The 16,241-nt window shown below is 58.5% G+C and carries 14 protein-coding genes and 4 pseudogenes; 5 read left to right on the top strand and 13 right to left on the bottom strand.

Features of this window, described 5'->3' with window-relative positions; all coding sequences use genetic code 11:
* Positions 1–242: 242 nt before the first annotated feature.
* The 4 genes from nuoD to U9R61_RS06750 are packed head-to-tail and all read right to left on the bottom strand — an operon-like array spanning position 243 to position 2,873.
* A complete protein-coding gene (nuoD, locus tag U9R61_RS06765; RefSeq protein ID WP_322488053.1) occupies positions 243–1,478 on the bottom strand; it encodes an NADH dehydrogenase (quinone) subunit D in 1,236 nt (411 codons plus the stop codon).
* Between the two features lie 3 nt (positions 1,479–1,481).
* Positions 1,482–2,000, bottom strand: coding sequence for an NADH-quinone oxidoreductase subunit C (locus U9R61_RS06760; protein WP_322488052.1), 519 nt, complete (start codon positions 1,998–2,000; stop codon positions 1,482–1,484).
* Position 2,001: 1 nt separating this feature from the next.
* Entirely contained in the window at positions 2,002–2,526 is a 525-nt protein-coding gene (locus U9R61_RS06755; RefSeq protein WP_066790044.1) for an NADH-quinone oxidoreductase subunit B, read from the bottom strand.
* The gene (locus tag U9R61_RS06750) at positions 2,517–2,873 is read right to left on the bottom strand and encodes an NADH-quinone oxidoreductase subunit A (RefSeq protein ID WP_322488051.1); all 357 of its coding nucleotides are present in this window, start codon (positions 2,871–2,873) and stop codon (positions 2,517–2,519) included. The genes U9R61_RS06755 and U9R61_RS06750 overlap by 10 nt, the downstream gene beginning before the upstream one ends.
* Before the next feature lie 515 nt (positions 2,874–3,388).
* On the opposite strand from U9R61_RS06750, the pseudogene icd reads away from it, so the two are divergent.
* Positions 3,389–4,726, top strand: a pseudogene (gene icd, locus U9R61_RS06745) (NADP-dependent isocitrate dehydrogenase); the annotation flags it as partial.
* The gene (locus U9R61_RS19920) at positions 4,724–5,191 is read left to right on the top strand and encodes a cyclic nucleotide-binding/CBS domain-containing protein (protein WP_416208830.1); all 468 of its coding nucleotides are present in this window, start codon (positions 4,724–4,726) and stop codon (positions 5,189–5,191) included. The pseudogene icd and the gene U9R61_RS19920, both read left to right, overlap by 3 nt.
* A gap of 237 nt (positions 5,192–5,428) precedes the next feature.
* Here the strand turns inward: U9R61_RS19920 and U9R61_RS06740 are convergent.
* From U9R61_RS06740 to U9R61_RS06725, 4 genes and pseudogenes are all read right to left on the bottom strand, one after another.
* A pseudogene (locus U9R61_RS06740) lies at positions 5,429–5,578 on the bottom strand (GxxExxY protein); the annotation flags it as partial.
* A 13-nt stretch (positions 5,579–5,591) separates the two neighbouring features.
* Positions 5,592–5,732, bottom strand: a complete 141-nt coding sequence (locus U9R61_RS06735; RefSeq protein ID WP_322488049.1) for a GxxExxY protein — start codon at positions 5,730–5,732, stop codon at positions 5,592–5,594.
* A gap of 275 nt (positions 5,733–6,007) precedes the next feature.
* Positions 6,008–7,204 (bottom strand): PLP-dependent aminotransferase family protein, encoded by a 1,197-nt coding sequence (locus U9R61_RS06730; RefSeq protein WP_322488048.1) that lies wholly within the window; start codon positions 7,202–7,204, stop codon positions 6,008–6,010.
* Positions 7,205–7,353: 149 nt separating this feature from the next.
* On the bottom strand, positions 7,354–8,310 hold the full coding sequence (locus tag U9R61_RS06725) for a D-2-hydroxyacid dehydrogenase (RefSeq protein WP_322488047.1): 957 nt from the start codon (positions 8,308–8,310) through the stop codon (positions 7,354–7,356).
* A gap of 453 nt (positions 8,311–8,763) precedes the next feature.
* On the opposite strand from U9R61_RS06725, the gene efp reads away from it, so the two are divergent.
* The gene (gene efp / locus U9R61_RS06720) at positions 8,764–9,333 is read left to right on the top strand and encodes an elongation factor P (RefSeq protein WP_322488046.1); all 570 of its coding nucleotides are present in this window, start codon (positions 8,764–8,766) and stop codon (positions 9,331–9,333) included.
* 139 nt (positions 9,334–9,472) lie between these two features.
* Here the strand turns inward: efp and groL are convergent, their stop codons facing one another.
* From groL to U9R61_RS06705, 3 genes are read right to left on the bottom strand one after another with little or no spacing between them, the layout of a single operon-like run.
* Positions 9,473–11,110, bottom strand: coding sequence for a chaperonin GroEL (groL, locus tag U9R61_RS06715; RefSeq protein ID WP_322488045.1), 1,638 nt, complete (start codon positions 11,108–11,110; stop codon positions 9,473–9,475).
* A gap of 5 nt (positions 11,111–11,115) precedes the next feature.
* Positions 11,116–11,409: a co-chaperone GroES gene (groES, locus tag U9R61_RS06710; RefSeq protein WP_322488044.1), complete on the bottom strand. Its 294-nt coding sequence runs from the start codon at positions 11,407–11,409 to the stop codon at positions 11,116–11,118.
* Positions 11,410–11,465: 56 nt separating this feature from the next.
* Complete coding sequence (locus tag U9R61_RS06705; protein WP_322488043.1) at positions 11,466–11,996, bottom strand: DoxX family protein; 531 nt, start codon at positions 11,994–11,996, stop codon at positions 11,466–11,468.
* A gap of 526 nt (positions 11,997–12,522) precedes the next feature.
* Here U9R61_RS06705 and U9R61_RS19915 point away from each other — a divergent pair.
* Positions 12,523–13,773, top strand: a pseudogene (locus tag U9R61_RS19915) (MFS transporter); the annotation flags it as partial.
* A gap of 33 nt (positions 13,774–13,806) precedes the next feature.
* On the opposite strand, the gene U9R61_RS06690 reads toward U9R61_RS19915, so the two are convergent.
* The gene (locus tag U9R61_RS06690; protein WP_322488041.1) at positions 13,807–14,448 is read right to left on the bottom strand and encodes a hypothetical protein; all 642 of its coding nucleotides are present in this window, start codon (positions 14,446–14,448) and stop codon (positions 13,807–13,809) included.
* A 385-nt stretch (positions 14,449–14,833) separates the two neighbouring features.
* On the opposite strand from U9R61_RS06690, the gene U9R61_RS06685 reads away from it, so the two are divergent.
* Positions 14,834–15,415 (top strand): sigma-70 family RNA polymerase sigma factor, encoded by a 582-nt coding sequence (locus U9R61_RS06685; protein WP_322488040.1) that lies wholly within the window; start codon positions 14,834–14,836, stop codon positions 15,413–15,415.
* Between the two features lie 145 nt (positions 15,416–15,560).
* Here U9R61_RS06685 and U9R61_RS06680 read toward each other — a convergent pair.
* Positions 15,561–16,241 (bottom strand): annotated as a pseudogene (locus tag U9R61_RS06680) (TM1812 family CRISPR-associated protein); the annotation flags it as partial.

Here is a 16,241-nt window from a genome sequence, read left to right as displayed (position 1 = left end):
AGATTGCCCCCCGGCCTCGCTCCCGCTCGCGGGAGAAACAGAACCACGAAACGACCACAAAAGCCCTTATGTAGTTTTTGCGCCTTTTGCGGCTATTCACTTGTGTACACTCACCCCCAACTACGATCCTACTCTGCGAGATAGAGGAGGTTGGCCCCCACCCCCGACCCCTCCCCCGCTGGGGGAGGGGAGCATGGCCTCCACCCTACTACGATCCTGCTCTGCGGGAGCGGGGTGATAGTTCAGCGATCAACCTCGCCGAGGACTGGATCGAGGCTAGCGATGAGCGCGACCAGATCGGCGACCAGCCGGCCTTTGGCCATGTGGGCCAGACTCTGCAAATTGATAAACGATGGCGCGCGGAAGTGAACCCGCCACGGCTTGGGGCTGCCGTCGCTCACCACGTAGCAGCCGAGGATGCCGCGGGGTGACTCGATGCTCACGTAGGCATCGCCGCGCGGCGGCTTAAAGCCTTCTGTCCACAGCTTAAAGTGGTGGATCAGCGACTCCATGCTCTCGGTAATCTCGCGCTTGGGTGGCGGAGCCACTTTGCGGTTCGGCGTGACCACCGGCCCCGGCCCCAACTCGCGCAGCCGCGCGGTCGCCTGCTGCACGATCTTGACGCTCTGGCGCATCTCGGCGATGCGCACGCGATAGCGATCGTAAATATCGCCATTCTTTCCGATCGGAATTTCAAACGAGTAGGTCTCGTAGCCGCTGTAGGGCATCGCCTTGCGCACATCGTAGGCGACGCCAGTCGCGCGCAAGTTGGCGCCGGTGAGACCAAGGGCAATCGCCGATTGGGCATCGATTACGCCGACACCGACGGTACGCTCCAGCCAGAGCGGATTCGCAGTCAGCAGATCCTCGTACTCATCGATACGCGACGGCATAATAGCGAGGAACTGCTCCACAGTAGGGATGAAATCCGCCGGCAAATCGTAAGCGAGACCGCCAATGCGGAAATAGCTGGTCATCATGCGCGCGCCGGAGACCAGCTCAAAGATATCGAGAATCTGCTCGCGCTCGCGGAAGGCATAGAGAAAGACGCTCATTGCCGCTAGATCGAGGGCATGGGTGCCGAGCCAGACCAGATGCGACGAAATGCGCTGCAACTCAGTGAGCAAGACGCGAGCAATCTGAGCTCGTGCGGGAATTTCAACATCCAGCAACTTCTCGACCGCCAGCGCATAGCAGAGATTGTTCGAGAGCGGGGCCAAATAATCCATGCGGTCGGTCAACACCACCGCCTTCTGGTACGTCTTGCTCTCCATCGTCTTCTCGATACCGGTATGGAGATAGCCGACATCGGGGGCAACGTTGACCACGACTTCGCCATCGAGTTCCAGCACCAAGCGCAACACGCCGTGCGTGCTAGGGTGGTGCGGCCCCATATTCAGCACCATCGTCTCGGTACGCCCGGCGATGGCAGGCTCAATGATCTGTTGGGGGGTAGGAACAATAATCGGTTCGGCCATACACTACTCCCTCGCAAACGGCTTGCGCGCGTAGATACGGTCTTGATTAAACGAAAACGCGATCTCTTCGTCGCCGAGCGGATGATCCTTGCGCAGCGGGTGGCCAACCCAATCATCGGGCAGCAAGATGCGGGTGAGCGAGGGATGGCCGGTGAAGGTAATCCCCAACAAATCGAACGTCTCACGCTCTTGATAATTGGCGGTGGGGAAGAGCGGGGTTAGCGAGGGCACTGCCGGATTTGGCTCATCGCAGCCAACCTTAAGGCAGATGCGGTGGCGATGGCGCATACTGGTGAGGTGGGCCACCACCTCGAAGCGCGGCTTACGGCCAAGATAATCAACCCCGCAGAGATTTTCGAGAAAGGTGTAGGCAAACTCCGGATCATCGCGCAAAAACTGGGCCGCCGCCAAATAGCTAGCCGGCGTCAGCGTCACGCTCAGATCGCCCCGGAACTCGTTCACCGCCAGAATCTCGCTGCCAAGCTTTGCGCGCAACGCGGCAAGCACCGTCTGATTATCCATACTACTTCACCTGCACAAGCGGATGCTCAATCCGGATCGGCGCTTCCTTCTTACCGTTAATCTTCTCGCGCATCACCTTCTGATGGAGCATCATAATGCCATCGATCAAGGCTTCGGGGCGAGGAGGGCAGCCCGCAACATAGACATCAACCGGCACCACCTCATCAACGCCTTGGACAATCGCATAGTTATTGAAAATCCCGCCGCATGCCGCGCAATCACCCATCGCGATCACCCACTTAGGTTCAGGCATCTGGTCATACAGCCGGCGCACAACCGGAGCCATCTTGCGCGACACCCGGCCGGCGACGATCATCAGATCGGCTTGGCGGGGCGAAGCGCGGTTCAGCTCCATGCCAAACCGGGAGAGATCATAATTACTCGCCTGCGCCCCCATCATCTCGATCGCGCAACAGGCGAGACCAAACAGCAACGGCCACATCGCATTGGTGCGACCCCAATTCACCACCGTCTCAAGGGTGGTGGTGACAATGCCCAAATTGCCGGCCTTCTCTTCTATTCCCATCGCAATGCCCCCTTCTTCCACTCGTAGATAAAGCCGACGAGCAACACCACAAAGAAGACACCCATGACCGCAAGGCCAGCCGGGCCAAGATCGCGGAAGACGAGCGCAAACGGATAAAAGAAGACGACTTCAATATCGAACACGATGAACAGCATCGCCACGACATAGAACTTGACCGGGATGCGCCGGATCGCCGGGCCGACCGGATCCATGCCCGACTCGTAGGGCGCGAGCTTGCGCGGAGTGCTGCGGCGCGGGCCGAGCAGAGCCGAGAGAGTGATCACGAAGGCGGCAATAAACACGGCGATCAGAAAGAGGATTAGCACCGGAATGTAGGCATCAAACATAAGTAGCCTCACAGCGTGCAATCGCGGGACCAGCCAGCGCGGACGGAGGTGTCAATGGAATTATACCTGTCTTCAGGGTTGTGTCAATCAGCACGATCTAAGGAAATCGCCGGTGCGATCTATATGAAAAAGGTTGTGCAACCAAGGCAAAGGCGCAGAGGGGGCAAAGGCGCAGAGGGCGAAACGCAAAGGGCGCAAAGACGGTTAACGCAAAGACGCCGCAGATCCGGACGGCTGTCCGGCTCCGCAGAGGGCGCAAAGGTATGATGAATAGTAATGGTTGGGGTGCAAGCATACTTGTACCCTTCCCAAAAAACCTTCGCGCTCTTTGCGTTCTCTGCGCCTTTGCTCTCTTTGCGCCTCTGCTTCGTGCGCGCCTTACAATTCCGTGCAGGAGGTGTGCAAAGGTTGGGCGATCAATCGGAATTATCTTGCAACATTGACAGTAGTCAAGACAGCGATTGTCGGCTATAATACAGGCCGCAATCTATTGTAAGGTGTGAAGGAGCAGGAAGATGAACTCGACGCCAACAGGCGAGGCCATTCGAATCGTTAACGGGGGCTTGCAGGTGCCTGATCACCCCATCATTCCCTTCGTCGAGGGTGATGGCACGGGTCGCGACATCTGGCGGGCTAGCGTGCGCGTATTTGATGCAGCGGTTGCACTGGCCTATGGCGGCAAACGCAAGATCGAGTGGGTCGAGGTCTTGGCCGGCGAGAAGGCTTTCCAGCAGACTGGCAACTGGCTGCCGGATGAGACGATCGAGACATTCCAGAAGTATCTGGTCGGCATCAAAGGCCCGCTCACCACGCCAGTCGGCGGCGGCATCCGCTCGCTGAACGTGGCGCTGCGCAAGCATCTCGACCTCTACGTCTGCCAGCGTCCGGTCCGCCACTTTGCCGGCGTGCCTTCGCCGGTCAAGCACCCGGAAAAGGTTGATATGGTCATCTTCCGTGAAAACACGGAGGATGTCTACACCGGCATCGAGTATCGGGGCGGCAGCGCGGAAGCGGCCAAGATTATCGAGGTTTTGCAGCGCGAATTTCCGAAAGACTTCGACAAGATTCGCTTCGGCACGCCGGAAAAGACCGATGAGTTCCGCCAATTGCTCGGCGAGGGGCCGGAGGGCCGGATCGAGGTAGGCATCGGCATCAAGCCGATCAGCCGCATTGGCACCGAGCGAATCATGGCAGCGGCGATCCAGTATGCGATCAACTATAAGCGGAAGAGCATCACCATCATGCACAAGGGGAATATCCAGAAGTTCACCGAGGGCGCCTTCCGCGATTGGGCATACGAGTACGCCGAGCGTGCTTTTGGTGATTATGTCTACACGTGGACGCAGTGGGAGCGCACCAAGGCGGCGCGCGGCGAAGCGGCGGCCAACGCCGAGCAGAAAGAGGCGCTGGCCAGCGGCAAGATTCTAGTCAAGGACACGATCGCCGACATTATCTTCCAGCAAGTGCTCACGCGGCCCGACGAGTTTGATGTGATCGTCGCGCCAAACCTCAACGGCGACTACCTCTCGGATGCGCTGGCGGCGCAGGTAGGCGGGATTGGCATCGCTCCCGGCGGCAATATCAACTACGTCACCGGCCACGCCATCTTCGAGGCGACCCACGGCACCGCGCCGAAGTATGCCGACCTCGACAAGGTCAACCCCGGTTCGGTGATTCTGTCGGGCGAGATGATGCTGCGCTATATGGGGTGGACGGAAGCCGCCGACCTGATTATCGCCGGGCTTGAGCGCACCATCGCCGACAAGACCGTTACCTACGACTTTGCTCGCCTGATGGAGGGCGCGCGCGAGGTAAAGACCTCGGAGTTCGGCAGCTTGATTATCGCCAATATGGAGAAGATCGCTGCCGGACAGGTGCCGCACCCCGAAGAGACCTTTGGGCCGGAGATTTTGCGCCGGGCCGATGGCAAGGTTTATCCGCACGATAGCGTGGGGTCGGTGATGACGCGGGCGGTGGTGGCCGTGCCGGCTGAGGCGTCGCTGCGCGAGACGGCGATCTACATGCGCGGGCGCAACATCCATTCGGTGATCGTTAAGCCTGACACGAGCGGGCAATGGGGCATTATGACGATGCGCGACGTGTTGAAGAAGGTGGTACGCGAAGGACGGGCCGTCAATGGCCTGACCGTGGGTGATCTGACCTCGCGGCCACTGCTGAGCGTCAGTCCTGAGACGCCGATTGCCGAGTGCGCGGCGTTGATGGTCGAGCGCAACATCCGCCGGCTCGCGGTGGTTGAGAACGGTGAGCCGATCGGGATCATCTCGGAGACCGACATCTTCAGCCACGTCGCCGAGTAAAGGCGCACACGAGGCAGAGGCGCAGAGGATGTTTAACGCAAAGATCGCAAAGGACGCTACGAATTGTTGTAGGGTTGTGATACAAGCGCGTTTGTACCATTCCCCGAAAAACCTTAGCGACCTCTGCGTTCTTTGCGTCTTTGCTCGCTCTGCGTCTTGCTGTAGCCGGTTGACGACGTGATGGATTCCGTTTTTGAGCAGCCGTTCGCCGCAGTTGATGACGAGCGCGAGCTTGAGACCGGATAACCGCAAATAGGTGAGGGCTTGCGCCGTGAATATGTCGTGATAGGTTTCGACGGCTTTGCATTCAACAATGACTAACCCACCGACCAGTAGATCGACGCGCAGCGGGGTGGCGAGGGTGGTGTGTTTGTACTGGATCGGCAAGCATTTTTGTTGCTCAACCGCAATCCCGGCTTGAGCTAGCTCCTAGATTCAGATCTTCTTCGTAGACTCGTTCGAGCAGACCCGGCCCGCCGAGGGCTTGATGCACTTCGATGGCGGCGGTGATGATACCGCGGCTGAGGATGTTTTCGTGCATGGCTGGTTTCTTTGGCCGTAACGGTCTCTCCTATAGAAACCGCAGGAACCGGCCAAAAGTTGCGAGGCAAAGGCGCAGAGGGGGCAAAGACGCAGAGGACACACAGAGCGCAGAGGGTTTAACGCAAAGGCGCCAAGAACGCAGAGAGCGCGAAGGTTTTTTGGGAAGGGTACGAGCGCGCTTGTAACCCAACCATTACCATCAACCATACCTTTGCGCCCTCTGCGGAGCCGGACAGTCGTCCGGCTCTACGGCGTCTTTACCCCCTCTGCGCTTTAGAGGTCGTTGAAGGCGGTGCCAATGCGGGCGATGCCTTCTTCGATCTGGGCGCTGCTTTGGAAGCTAAAGGCGAGACGGATGGCGTCGTCGCCGTGGCCGGGTTCGGCGAAGCAGGCCGTGCCGGGGAGGAATTCGGCGCCGCGGGTGCGGGCGGCACCGAGGAGGGCGTTGGCGCTGACACCGGCTGGGAGCGTGACCCAGATGAAAAAGCCGCCGGACGGCAGCAGGAAGCGCGCGCCGGCAGGGAAATGGCGGCGGATCGCTTCGGCCATCACTGCGCACTTGGCGGCGTAGTGCTGGCACAGCGCAGCGATGTGCCGCTCAAGCCGGCCTGCGGCGCTGAAGCGGGCCACGACGCGGGTGATGAAGGGGCCGGTGGTGCCTTCGGCTTTAACCATCAGCAGGCGGTCGATGATTTCGCGGCGGGCATGCACCCAGCCGATGCGCAAGCCGGGAGCGAGAATCTTGGAGTAGGTGCCGACGCGGATAACCCAGCCTTCGTGATCAAGGGCGGCCAGCGAAGGCAGCGGTTCGCCGGCAAAACGCAGATCGAGGTAGGCGTCGTCTTCGACTACCAGCACGCCGTATTCGGCGGCGAGCGCCACCAACTGCCGGCGGCGCTCGAGGCTGAGCGTTACGCCGGTAGGATTGTGAAAGGTGGGAATGGTGTAGATAAATTTTGGCCGCCGACCCTCTGCGGCTAAACTGCGTAAGACATCGGCCAGCACAGTAACGTTCATACCGTGCTCATCGACCGGCACCGTTATCAGTCGGGCACCACTCTGGACAAAGCGCTTGACCGCACCGAGAAAACTCGGACCCTCGATGATCACAATATCGCCCGGCTCAACAAAGATTTCAGGCAAGAGAGCTAAAATCTGACCAGAACCGTAACCGACTAATACCCGTTCGGGTTGGGCATCGACTCCTTCAGCCTGTAAGCGAGCCACGATCTGGTCGGTCAGGCCGGGATACGACATCGCGTAGTTGAGCGATTCGGCCGATTCATAAGCTAACACGTGGGCAGCGGCAGCCATCAGCTCGGCGCGGGGGAAGAGGGCGGGGTCGGCTAACCCATAGGCAAGGCTGACGAGCGGTCGGACCGGCTCGCCGGCAGCCCCAAAGAGCGGCGGCGTCACCTCGCGCACGCGGGTAGCGAACAGATCGATGAGACGGTCGGCGGTTGAGGTCATGAACGTATACTCCTTACATCACTTAAGCAAAAGCCGCAGAGGACGCCAAGATCGCAAAGGTTTTTTGAGAATGGCACAAGCGCGCTTATGCCCCACCATATAACATTCTTTGCGTTTCCCGTCTTTGCGTCTCTGCACCCTTTGCGCCTTCAGTATCCGGCTTGCTTGTCAACGACGTTGATCATCGGTTCGTTATGTAAAAACGCCCGCAGATTGCGAGCGAAGATATCCAGCGTGCGGGCGCGAATATGCGGCGAACTCCACGAGATATGCGGGGTGACAAAAACGTTTGGCAGCTCCCAGAAGGGGCTGTCGGGCGGCAGCGGTTCTTGGGAAAAGACATCAAGACCGGCGCCGGCGATGCGGCGATCACGGAGCGCGGCAATCAACGCGGCTTGGTCAACGATTTCGCCGCGGGCAATATTGATCAGGTAGGCATCTGGCTTCATCAGCGCCAGCTCCGCTCTGCCAACCATGCCGCGCGTCAGGGGCGTCAGCGGCGCTGCGATGACGACAAAATCGGCCTCCGGGAGGAGTGATCTCCATTCCCCCTCGCCAACCACCCGCTCGACGCCGGGAGTCGGGCGTGGTGTTCGGCGCGAACCCCAGACTCGCATTCCAAAGGCGCTCGCGCGCGTGGCAATGGCCTGCCCGATCTGACCGAGTCCGATAATGAGCATGGTTGATCGGGCTAGCTCGCGCAATTGTAGATCGTGTTCGCGCCACTGATGAGCGGCTTGTAATTGATGCAGACGGGTGGCTTGCTTTACGTGGCTGAGGGCAAAGAGCATGACGAATTCGCTGATCGGGATGGCATGCACGCCGGCGGAGTTGGTGACGATAATGTCGCGCGCGACGATTTCGGGGATAAGCGAGCCGTCCACGCCAGCGCGGGGAATGTGGAGCCAGCGGAGAGCCGGCATCTGACGCACCAAGCAGGCCAATTGCTCGGTCGTGAAAAACCAGCGCAAGAGCACTTCGGCATCGACGATCGGCGCTTCCGGTTCACCGTGCTGATCGTACCAGACAATGGTCGCCTGCGGCGCAACGGCCTCAATCCGGGGGAGGAGTTCATCGTGCAGCAGACCGGGCAACACGAGCTTCATGGAGTCTCCTAATGGATGGGTGATGGAACGATTCCAAGGGTATTGTACCCAATCTCTGGGAAAGGCTGATCAGTCAAGAGAACGGTTTTGTAGAGGGGAAAGACGCAAACGAAGCAGAGACGCAAAGGGGGCAGAAACGCAGGGGATGATCAACGCAAAGGCGCGAAGAACGCAGAGGACGCGAAGTATTTTATAGGTAGGACACAAGCGCGCTCATACCATTCCTCAAAACCCGCTGCGCTCTCTATGTCATTAGCGTCTTTGCGTTAGACGCTTTGCGTACCTTTGCGGAGCCAGACAGCTGTTCGGCTCTACTACGCCTTTGCTCACTCTGCGTCGTTACTTGCGCAGAATCGAGTTTCCGCCTATAGTGATAACATTCGCCGGGAAGCGAGTCCTACCCGGTTTGTATTGTATTGTCACAAAAAGCGTGATCACGAGGAGTATATTCGTATGGCAGCGGGAACAACCTCAGATTTGCGTAACGGTATCGTCATTCGGTACAACAACGATCTGTATCAGGTCATTGAGTTTCAGCACGTTGCGCCGGGCAACTGGCGCGCCTTCGTGCGGATGAAGCTGAAGAGTCTAACTACCGGTAAAGTCATTGAAGATCGAGTACGCGCCGGTGCAGAGATCGACATTGTGCGTATCGAGCGCCGTCCGATGCAGTATCTCTACCGCGAAGGCGACAGTTTTGTCTTTATGGACAACGATACCTTCGATCAAATTCCGGTTTCGGCGGAGTTGGTCGGTGATGCAGTGAAATTTATGAAAGAGAATGAGACGGTTGACCTTGTGTACGACGCCGAGAAGGATCAGATTATCGGTGTCGAGTTGCCGATCTTCGTCAATTTGAAGGTTGTTGAGACGACGGTAGCGGTACGCGGCGATACGGCGACGAACGTCACTAAACCGGCTACGTTAGAGACGGGGGCGGTGATTGAGGTACCGGCCTTCATTAACGAAGGTGACGTATTGAAGATCGATACGCGCACCGGCGAATACATTACGCGGGTGTAACGATACCGCCATAAGGCGTTCATCACGATCACGGTATAACCGTAGCGCCGCACAGCCGTGCGGCGCTACCCATTGATCGCGATCACTTTATGGTTGGGGAGCCGCACAGCCGTGCGGCTTTACAGGATTCGTCACCGGATTAGAAATCATCGTCCGGCATTGGTGGTGTGTTGTTGTTCTTCTTGGGTTCGGGAGCTTCAACGATCAACGCCTCGGTGGTCAACACCATACCGGCGACGCTAATTGCATTCTCCAGCGCGGTGCGCACCACTTTGGCCGGGTCGATAATGCCGGCTTGCATGAGATCGACATACGTACCGGTCATGACATCGTAACCATAGTGGTTGTTGTTGTGCTTCCGCTGCTCGTTGCGCACATTCTCGACCACCACCGAACCATCCTCGCCGGCGTTGGTCGCAAGCTGGCGCAGCGGCTCTTCGAGCGCGCGGCGGAGGACATTGAGCGCCATGCGCTCCTCTTCAAACTGGGTGGTGACGTTATCGAGCGCCGGGATGGCGTTGAGAAGCGCAACACCACCACCGGGAACGATACCCTCCTCCACCGCAGCGCGGGTCGCGTTGAGCGCATCTTCGACGCGGGCCTTGCGCTCCTTCATCGCCGGCTCGGTTGGCGCGCCAACCTTAATCACAGCCACGCCACCCGACAGCTTCGCCACCCGCTCTTGCAGCTTCTCGCGATCGTAATCCGAGGTCGTCGTCTCAATCTGCTGCTTGAGTTGGGCAATGCGGGCTTGGATGGCTTGCTTATCACCGTGACCCTCGACGATCACAGTGTTATCCTTGTCGGCCTTGACGCGGCGGGCGCGGCCAAGGTCTTGCAGGGTCGCACTTTCGAGCTTACGGCCAATCTCCTCGGAGATGACCGTACCGCCGGTAAGGATCGCAATATCTTGCAGCATTGCCTTGCGCCGGTCGCCGAAGCCGGGGGCTTTCACTGCCAGCGCGTTGAGCGTCCCGCGCAGCTTGTTGACCACCAGCGTCGCCAGAGCCTCGCCGTCCACATCCTCGGCGATGACGAGCAGATCCTTCTTGCCGCTGCTCAGTACCGCTTCAAGGATTGGCAGAAGATCCTTGATCGAGCTAATCTTCTTGTCGGTAATCAGGATGTAGGGCTCGTCGAGCACCGCCTCCATGCGAGCCGAGTCGGTGATGAAGTAGGGCGAGATGTAGCCGCGGTCAAACTGCATACCCTCGACCAGCTCGTGCTCGAGGTGGGTGCTCTTACCCTCTTCGACCGTCACGACGCCGTCACGGCCAATCTTATCCATGACGGTCGCCAGCAACTCGCCAACCTCAGCATCTTGGGCCGAGATTGTCGCGACATTCCGAATCTCATCGCGGGTCTTGAGGGTGATCGCCTGCTCTTTGATACGAGCGACCAGCGCTTGACCACCTTTATCGAGACCACGCTTGAGCAGCATGGGGTTGGCGCCGGCAGCGACCAGTTTCAAGCCCTCGTTGATAATCGCTTGGGCCAGCACCGTTGCCGTAGTGGTACCATCACCGGCAACATCGTTGGTCTTGACGGCTGCCTGCTTGAGCAGTTGGACGCCAAGGTTAGCGAACGGATCTTTCAGCTCGATCTCCTTCGCGACGCTTACACCATCGTGGGTGACGGTCGGCGTACCCCATTTTTTATCAAGGGCGACATTGCGGCCACGGGGGCCGAGCGTTGTTTTGACTGCTAGCGCGAGTGTATCGATACCGTGTTTAAGCGCAGTACGAGCTTGCTGATCGAAGATCAGTTGCTTCGCCATATCGCTTACTCCTCGATGATACCTAGAATATCCTTCTCTTGCAGGATCAGATACTCTTCCTCGTCGATCTTAAACTCAGTGCCGGCGTATTTCGCGTAGAGCACGTGTTGACCAACCTTCACGCTCATCGGGATGAGCTTGCCGTCGTCAGCGCGCCGGCCCGGCCCAACCGCAATCACCTCGCCCTCCATCGGGCGCTCTTTGCTTGCGGTATCGGGCAGGAAGATACCACCCTTAGTCTTCTCCTCTTTTGGTTTTGGTTTCACCACAACACGATCATGGAGTGGTCTTACTTGCACAGGATACCTCCTCTCGACTATGTGGGCGCCGGGTTGGGCGACGCCCAAGCGCCTGCCTAGCCGGTAGCTTGACCGGCGCTGTGCGGTGTCGCCATTGCACGATGCTGACGCCCGAATAGCGCGAACGCGAGACCAAGCAGCACGAGGATCAGGCCAACCCAAAAGGTTTGCGGTTGCGGCAGAGCGATACCCAACACCCGATCGAGGGTATATGCGCCGGGTTGCCACAATCCCATCACCAAAGCCAGCACGGTCAGCACGAGCGAATACTCGCTCCCACCGTTGCTAATCCACAGACCGTGCGACCAGTGGACGAGCGCAATCGCCGCGATCATGACCGCAATGATAGCGAGAGGGCCAATCGGATGGAAGAGGCCAAGTGCGAAGAGCAACCCGCCGCCAAACTCAGCCAGACCGGCCATCAGTGCCCAGAAGCGCGGCGCACGTAGCCCCATGCTTGCCAGCCAATCGGCAGTGGCGCGTAAGCCCTGACCGCCAAACCAGCCGAACAACTTCTGCGCACCGTGCCCCATCATCAGCAAACCGATAACCACTTGCAGGATGATCAGGCCAAGATCCATCGTCATCGCGCATCACCTCCTTCTGATCGTCAGCGTGTATCGGCACGTAGCGATGCAACGGTGATGACCAGTAAGGCGTACACCTGTGTAGATAAAAAAGTGATGTTAGATCGTCATCAGCGGAGTGTTAGTAATGTGTTAGAACCAACAACAGCCCAAGAGGGAGGAAGAGCGAACTAGAAAACCCATGAGCGATACAGCGCTTGCCCAATCAGCAGCGCCACGCCGATCAGAAAGGCGATCACGACCACGATCAGCAGGCGCAAACAGAGACTGTTTCGCCATACGGTGTGGTCGCAACGCCGGTGAGAGGACGATTGATTGCGCATTTGCCTTGCCCCCACCCCTAACCCCCTCCCGCTGGGGACGGGGAATCGCAACGCCGGTGAGGAGAAGATTGGTCACTCATACCCATTCTAACAGGGAGTAACGAGACAAGAGTTGCAGTCAGTATACCATTGCTGCATCGCCATCTGCTATGGCAACATCTGTTAAAATGGTGCCAAGATAGCATGCCGGGGAGATCTCAGCTATGCCATCGCAACCTTCATCCGCACTGAGCGACATCCGGCTTGGGTTACGCGCCAATTGGACGCAATTTAGCTTGCTTGTCCTCGTTAATGCCTTCGTCGGCAGCATGGTCGGCATCGAGCGCACCGTCTTGCCATTGCTGGCCGAAGCAGATCTCGGCATAGCTTCCAAAACCGCCATCCTGAGTTTCATCTTCAGCTTTGGGATTGTCAAAGCGCTTGCTAACCTGGTTGCCGGCAGGCTCAGTGATCGCATTGGCCGCAAGAAGGTACTGATTGCGGGTTGGATCATCGGTTTGCCGGTGCCGGTGATCATCATCTTCGCGCCAAGCTGGGAGTGGATCGTCTTTGCGAATGGGTTGCTCGGTATCAATCAAGGCTTATGCTGGTCAACCACCGTCATCATGAAGATCGATCTGGTCGGCCCCCAACAACGCGGTTTAGCCATGGGCCTTAACGAAGCCGCCGGCTATCTGGCCGTCTCGGCAGCGGTGTTCGGCACCGGCTACCTTGCTACTACATACAGCTTACGCCCGCAACCATTTATCATCGGGATTATCATCGCCCTCGCCGGCCTCATCAGCTCGATCTTCTTGGTGCGCGAAACGCAGGGCCATGCCGCCGTCGAAGCGCGCACCCGCCACAACGGCATGCCGCCCGTCGCACGACTGGCGTTTGCACCCATTCTGCTGCTGACCAGTTGGAAAGATCGCGCGCTCTTCGCGGTCAACCAAGCCGGTATGTTCAACAATCTCAACGACGACATGGCATAGGGTCTCTTTCCGCTCTACTTTGCCCTGCACGGTCTGTCGATCGGCGATATCGGCATCTTGACTGCAATCTACCCGGCGGTATGGGGGATCAGCCAACTCGGTGCCGATGCGCTCTCTGACCGCGTGGGATGCAAACCGCTGATCACACTCGGCATGATTGTGCAGGCCGGCGGCATCTTCCTCTTTATCCTGACCGCAGACTTCTGGATGTGGGCACTAGGCAGTACCTTGCTCGGCCCCGGCACCGCCCTCGTCTACCCCACCCTTCTCGACGCCATCGGCGACGTGGCCCACCGCACATGGCATGCTTCAGCAGTCGGGGTCTACCGGCTCTGGCGTGACGGCGGCTACGCAATCGGCGCGTTGTTAGCCGGCAGTTTAGCCGATGCACTGGGGATCAGGTGGGCCATTGGCGCCGCCGGCGGTCGCACCCTGCTATCAGGAATCATCGTTACCACGGTGATGTGCGAGACTCTGCCGGGGCGACGATGCCTCATGCTGCGGAGCGCTTTGTTACGGCTGCGCGCGCGGCCCCATCTGCGATTCGCACAAGAACGGCGGTTGGTTATCGCCGCTGTGGTAGGGGTAGAGCTGATCGCCAACCCGCAACAGAATGCGCAAGCCGTCAATTAACACCTGAATGTAGGCCATGCCGGGCCGCGGGCAACCCAGCGCGCCATCAGGCCACGTCACCGCTTCAACCGAAGCCACCTCAATCGCGGCCACATCAATCCCCAACCGCTGGGCCAAATCCTGCTTCGCCACATCAATCTGGCGCTGGATAAAGCTATCAAACGGCGGTGTCAGCGGCTGAGCATTCGGCGCGGGAGCGGGCTGAATGGGCATCGGCGACTCCTTAACGGGCAAAACAGTCGGTGCCAAGGTCGCTACCGGCGCAACAGTTGGTGGCAGAGACGCCGGCATTTCGGTGGAAGCAGGTACCGGCTGCGCGGCGGGATTGCCGGGCAACTGTGTCGCCGTTGGCTCAGCTACTCCCGGCACCGGTGCCGCCGGATCGCGCGTGGCCGCCGGCGGCTGAGTAGGAACGGGTTGGTCAAGCGCTGCGGTAGGCTGGGCAGGCGCCGAGGCGGTAGACACCCCGCAGGCGGTGAGCAAGAATGCAGCGATGATAACGATCAAGAGAAACCCACGCATAGACAATCCCTTGCAATCAGAAAACTGCTCTGATGAGATGACGGAAAAGGGACAAAGATAGTTCCTATATTGTCATTGCGAGTCACCGCACGCGGCGCAGCGATCTCCCGCGAGCGGGGAAAGGCGGGCAGCATCTCTGATCCGGCACCCGGCCCCTCTCCCACGAGCGCGGGGTAGAGGCAAAGACGATGTGCCTCTACCCCATCCCAAAAATTTTGCAAAAAATGTTACCGTTTTCAGTCCTTTTGTAGTGTATACTCGATCCTACCGGTACTCGCACCCTCAACGAAAGGAGACTAAACCTCGCATTCCGTCGCAACGGGATCGGCACAGGGAGTGTTTACGTTGATGAATTCGCGTCTTTGGAGCTTACGGAGTTTAGTCAATGACCGTTCCATCCCACCACGACATCATTACCGGACTTCAACAACGCGACCCGCAGACGGTAAGCTGGATCTACGAAACTTACGGGCCGCGCATCTACCACTACCTGTGCCGGCGCTTGGGCGATCCCGAACTGGCCCGCGACGCCCACAGCGACGTATTTGTCCGCCTACTTGAACGGGCCGCCCACTACGAAGACCGCGGCCTGCCCCTCACCGCGTGGCTCTTCCACCTCGCCCGCGATCAGGCCGCCAGCATGCTGCGCCGTGACCGGCGGCTTGTCCCGCTCGAAGACGGTGACAGTGAGCGGAACGGCGACCCCGAAGCCCTGCTCGCCCACCAGTGGGACTGGGAGCACCTCCAGCAGGTGCTCGCTGCTCTACCCGACCACTACCGGCAGGTGCTCTGGCTCCGCTTCGGCTATGCCCTGTCCCTCGAAGCAACTGCCCAACAACTCGGTTGCACTGTCTCCGCTGTCAAAGCTCTCCAGCACCGGGCGATGACCCTTGCCCGCAAACTGGTGCGTGAGCAGCAAGAGATCATCCCCAACCTACGGCGGACGTATACCCCGCCGATGGCGTGAACGGGGGAGGGAGGTATTCAAAGCTCGTTATCGCGCTGCTCAACTTCGGCATACAAGCCGACCGCCGATGGCGTGAACGGGGGGGGAGAGGTGTTCAAAGGGGGATCAGCGATGCTGATCCCCTTTGAACATGGACGAACACACACTAGGATGGAAGCCGACAGGTATTTCGCAAAGACTCATATAACCGTTTTGCGAGATCTTCAACCTTTTGCGCGTCGTGCGGTTGTTTCCGCTTGCCGGCATGCATAAGATCGTTGCGCAAATCGCCAAGTTGGTTATAAAGATTAACCACTTCTTTCAGTGAGGGAATGGCATTGAGATCAACAGGTATCTCATCAACAGGTATCTCTGCCTTGTTAGTACCTCCCCTCTGTGCTTGGACAGCCGCACCAAGCGTCTGTTCGACCAGTTGACGCGCTGTCTTTTTCAATATATCATTCTTACCAAGTTGTTCCATGACCCACGACACCAACCACTCACGCATCAATGCCACCGCTTGAAAGATCTGATCGCGTTCTAGATACCAGCCAATCAATTCCCACTCGGACTTAAGCTCATTGTCGCCAAGCGCAATCTTTTGAAAGCTATTGATAACTTGCTCAGCGAGAGGATTGAAGGGCCTCGCTAGAGAACCAATCGATGAAATAGCCTGCGGTAACTGTTGGTAGATTTGCTTGCTCACCTCCATAACCTTAGCCGGTCGCACGACGCGCAGTGCCTTTGAGATTTTCATCAGATTATTCGCTGTTGCTTTAATTGGTGACTTGTTCCAAGCAGCCATTTCATCCTTACTAGCAGTTTTTGGATCGGGCTTGACCCGGTT

This window comes from Chloroflexus sp., assembly GCF_034431535.1.
Taxonomy (GTDB): domain Bacteria; phylum Chloroflexota; class Chloroflexia; order Chloroflexales; family Chloroflexaceae; genus Chloroflexus.
The sequence above is the reverse complement of the archived record's forward strand: the minus strand, read 5'-3'. Positions and strand labels throughout refer to the sequence as shown.

What these genes read in the sequence shown, in the direction of transcription:
- nuoD (WP_322488053.1), bottom strand. Translation starts at nt 1,478, where the DNA reads ATGGCCGAACCGATTATTGTTCCTACCCCCCAACAGATCATTGAGCCT.
- U9R61_RS06760 (WP_322488052.1), bottom strand. Translation starts at nt 2,000, where the DNA reads ATGGATAATCAGACGGTGCTTGCCGCGTTGCGCGCAAAGCTTGGCAGC.
- U9R61_RS06755 (WP_066790044.1), bottom strand. Translation starts at nt 2,526, where the DNA reads ATGGGAATAGAAGAGAAGGCCGGCAATTTGGGCATTGTCACCACCACC.
- U9R61_RS06750 (WP_322488051.1), bottom strand. Translation starts at nt 2,873, where the DNA reads ATGTTTGATGCCTACATTCCGGTGCTAATCCTCTTTCTGATCGCCGTG.
- U9R61_RS19920 (WP_416208830.1), top strand. Translation starts at nt 4,724, where the DNA reads ATGGAGAAGATCGCTGCCGGACAGGTGCCGCACCCCGAAGAGACCTTT.
- U9R61_RS06735 (WP_322488049.1), bottom strand. Translation starts at nt 5,732, where the DNA reads ATGCACGAAAACATCCTCAGCCGCGGTATCATCACCGCCGCCATCGAA.
- U9R61_RS06730 (WP_322488048.1), bottom strand. Translation starts at nt 7,204, where the DNA reads ATGACCTCAACCGCCGACCGTCTCATCGATCTGTTCGCTACCCGCGTG.
- U9R61_RS06725 (WP_322488047.1), bottom strand. Translation starts at nt 8,310, where the DNA reads ATGAAGCTCGTGTTGCCCGGTCTGCTGCACGATGAACTCCTCCCCCGG.
- efp (WP_322488046.1), top strand. Translation starts at nt 8,764, where the DNA reads ATGGCAGCGGGAACAACCTCAGATTTGCGTAACGGTATCGTCATTCGG.
- groL (WP_322488045.1), bottom strand. Translation starts at nt 11,110, where the DNA reads ATGGCGAAGCAACTGATCTTCGATCAGCAAGCTCGTACTGCGCTTAAA.
- U9R61_RS06705 (WP_322488043.1), bottom strand. Translation starts at nt 11,996, where the DNA reads ATGACGATGGATCTTGGCCTGATCATCCTGCAAGTGGTTATCGGTTTG.
- U9R61_RS06690 (WP_322488041.1), bottom strand. Translation starts at nt 14,448, where the DNA reads ATGCGTGGGTTTCTCTTGATCGTTATCATCGCTGCATTCTTGCTCACC.
- U9R61_RS06685 (WP_322488040.1), top strand. Translation starts at nt 14,834, where the DNA reads ATGACCGTTCCATCCCACCACGACATCATTACCGGACTTCAACAACGC.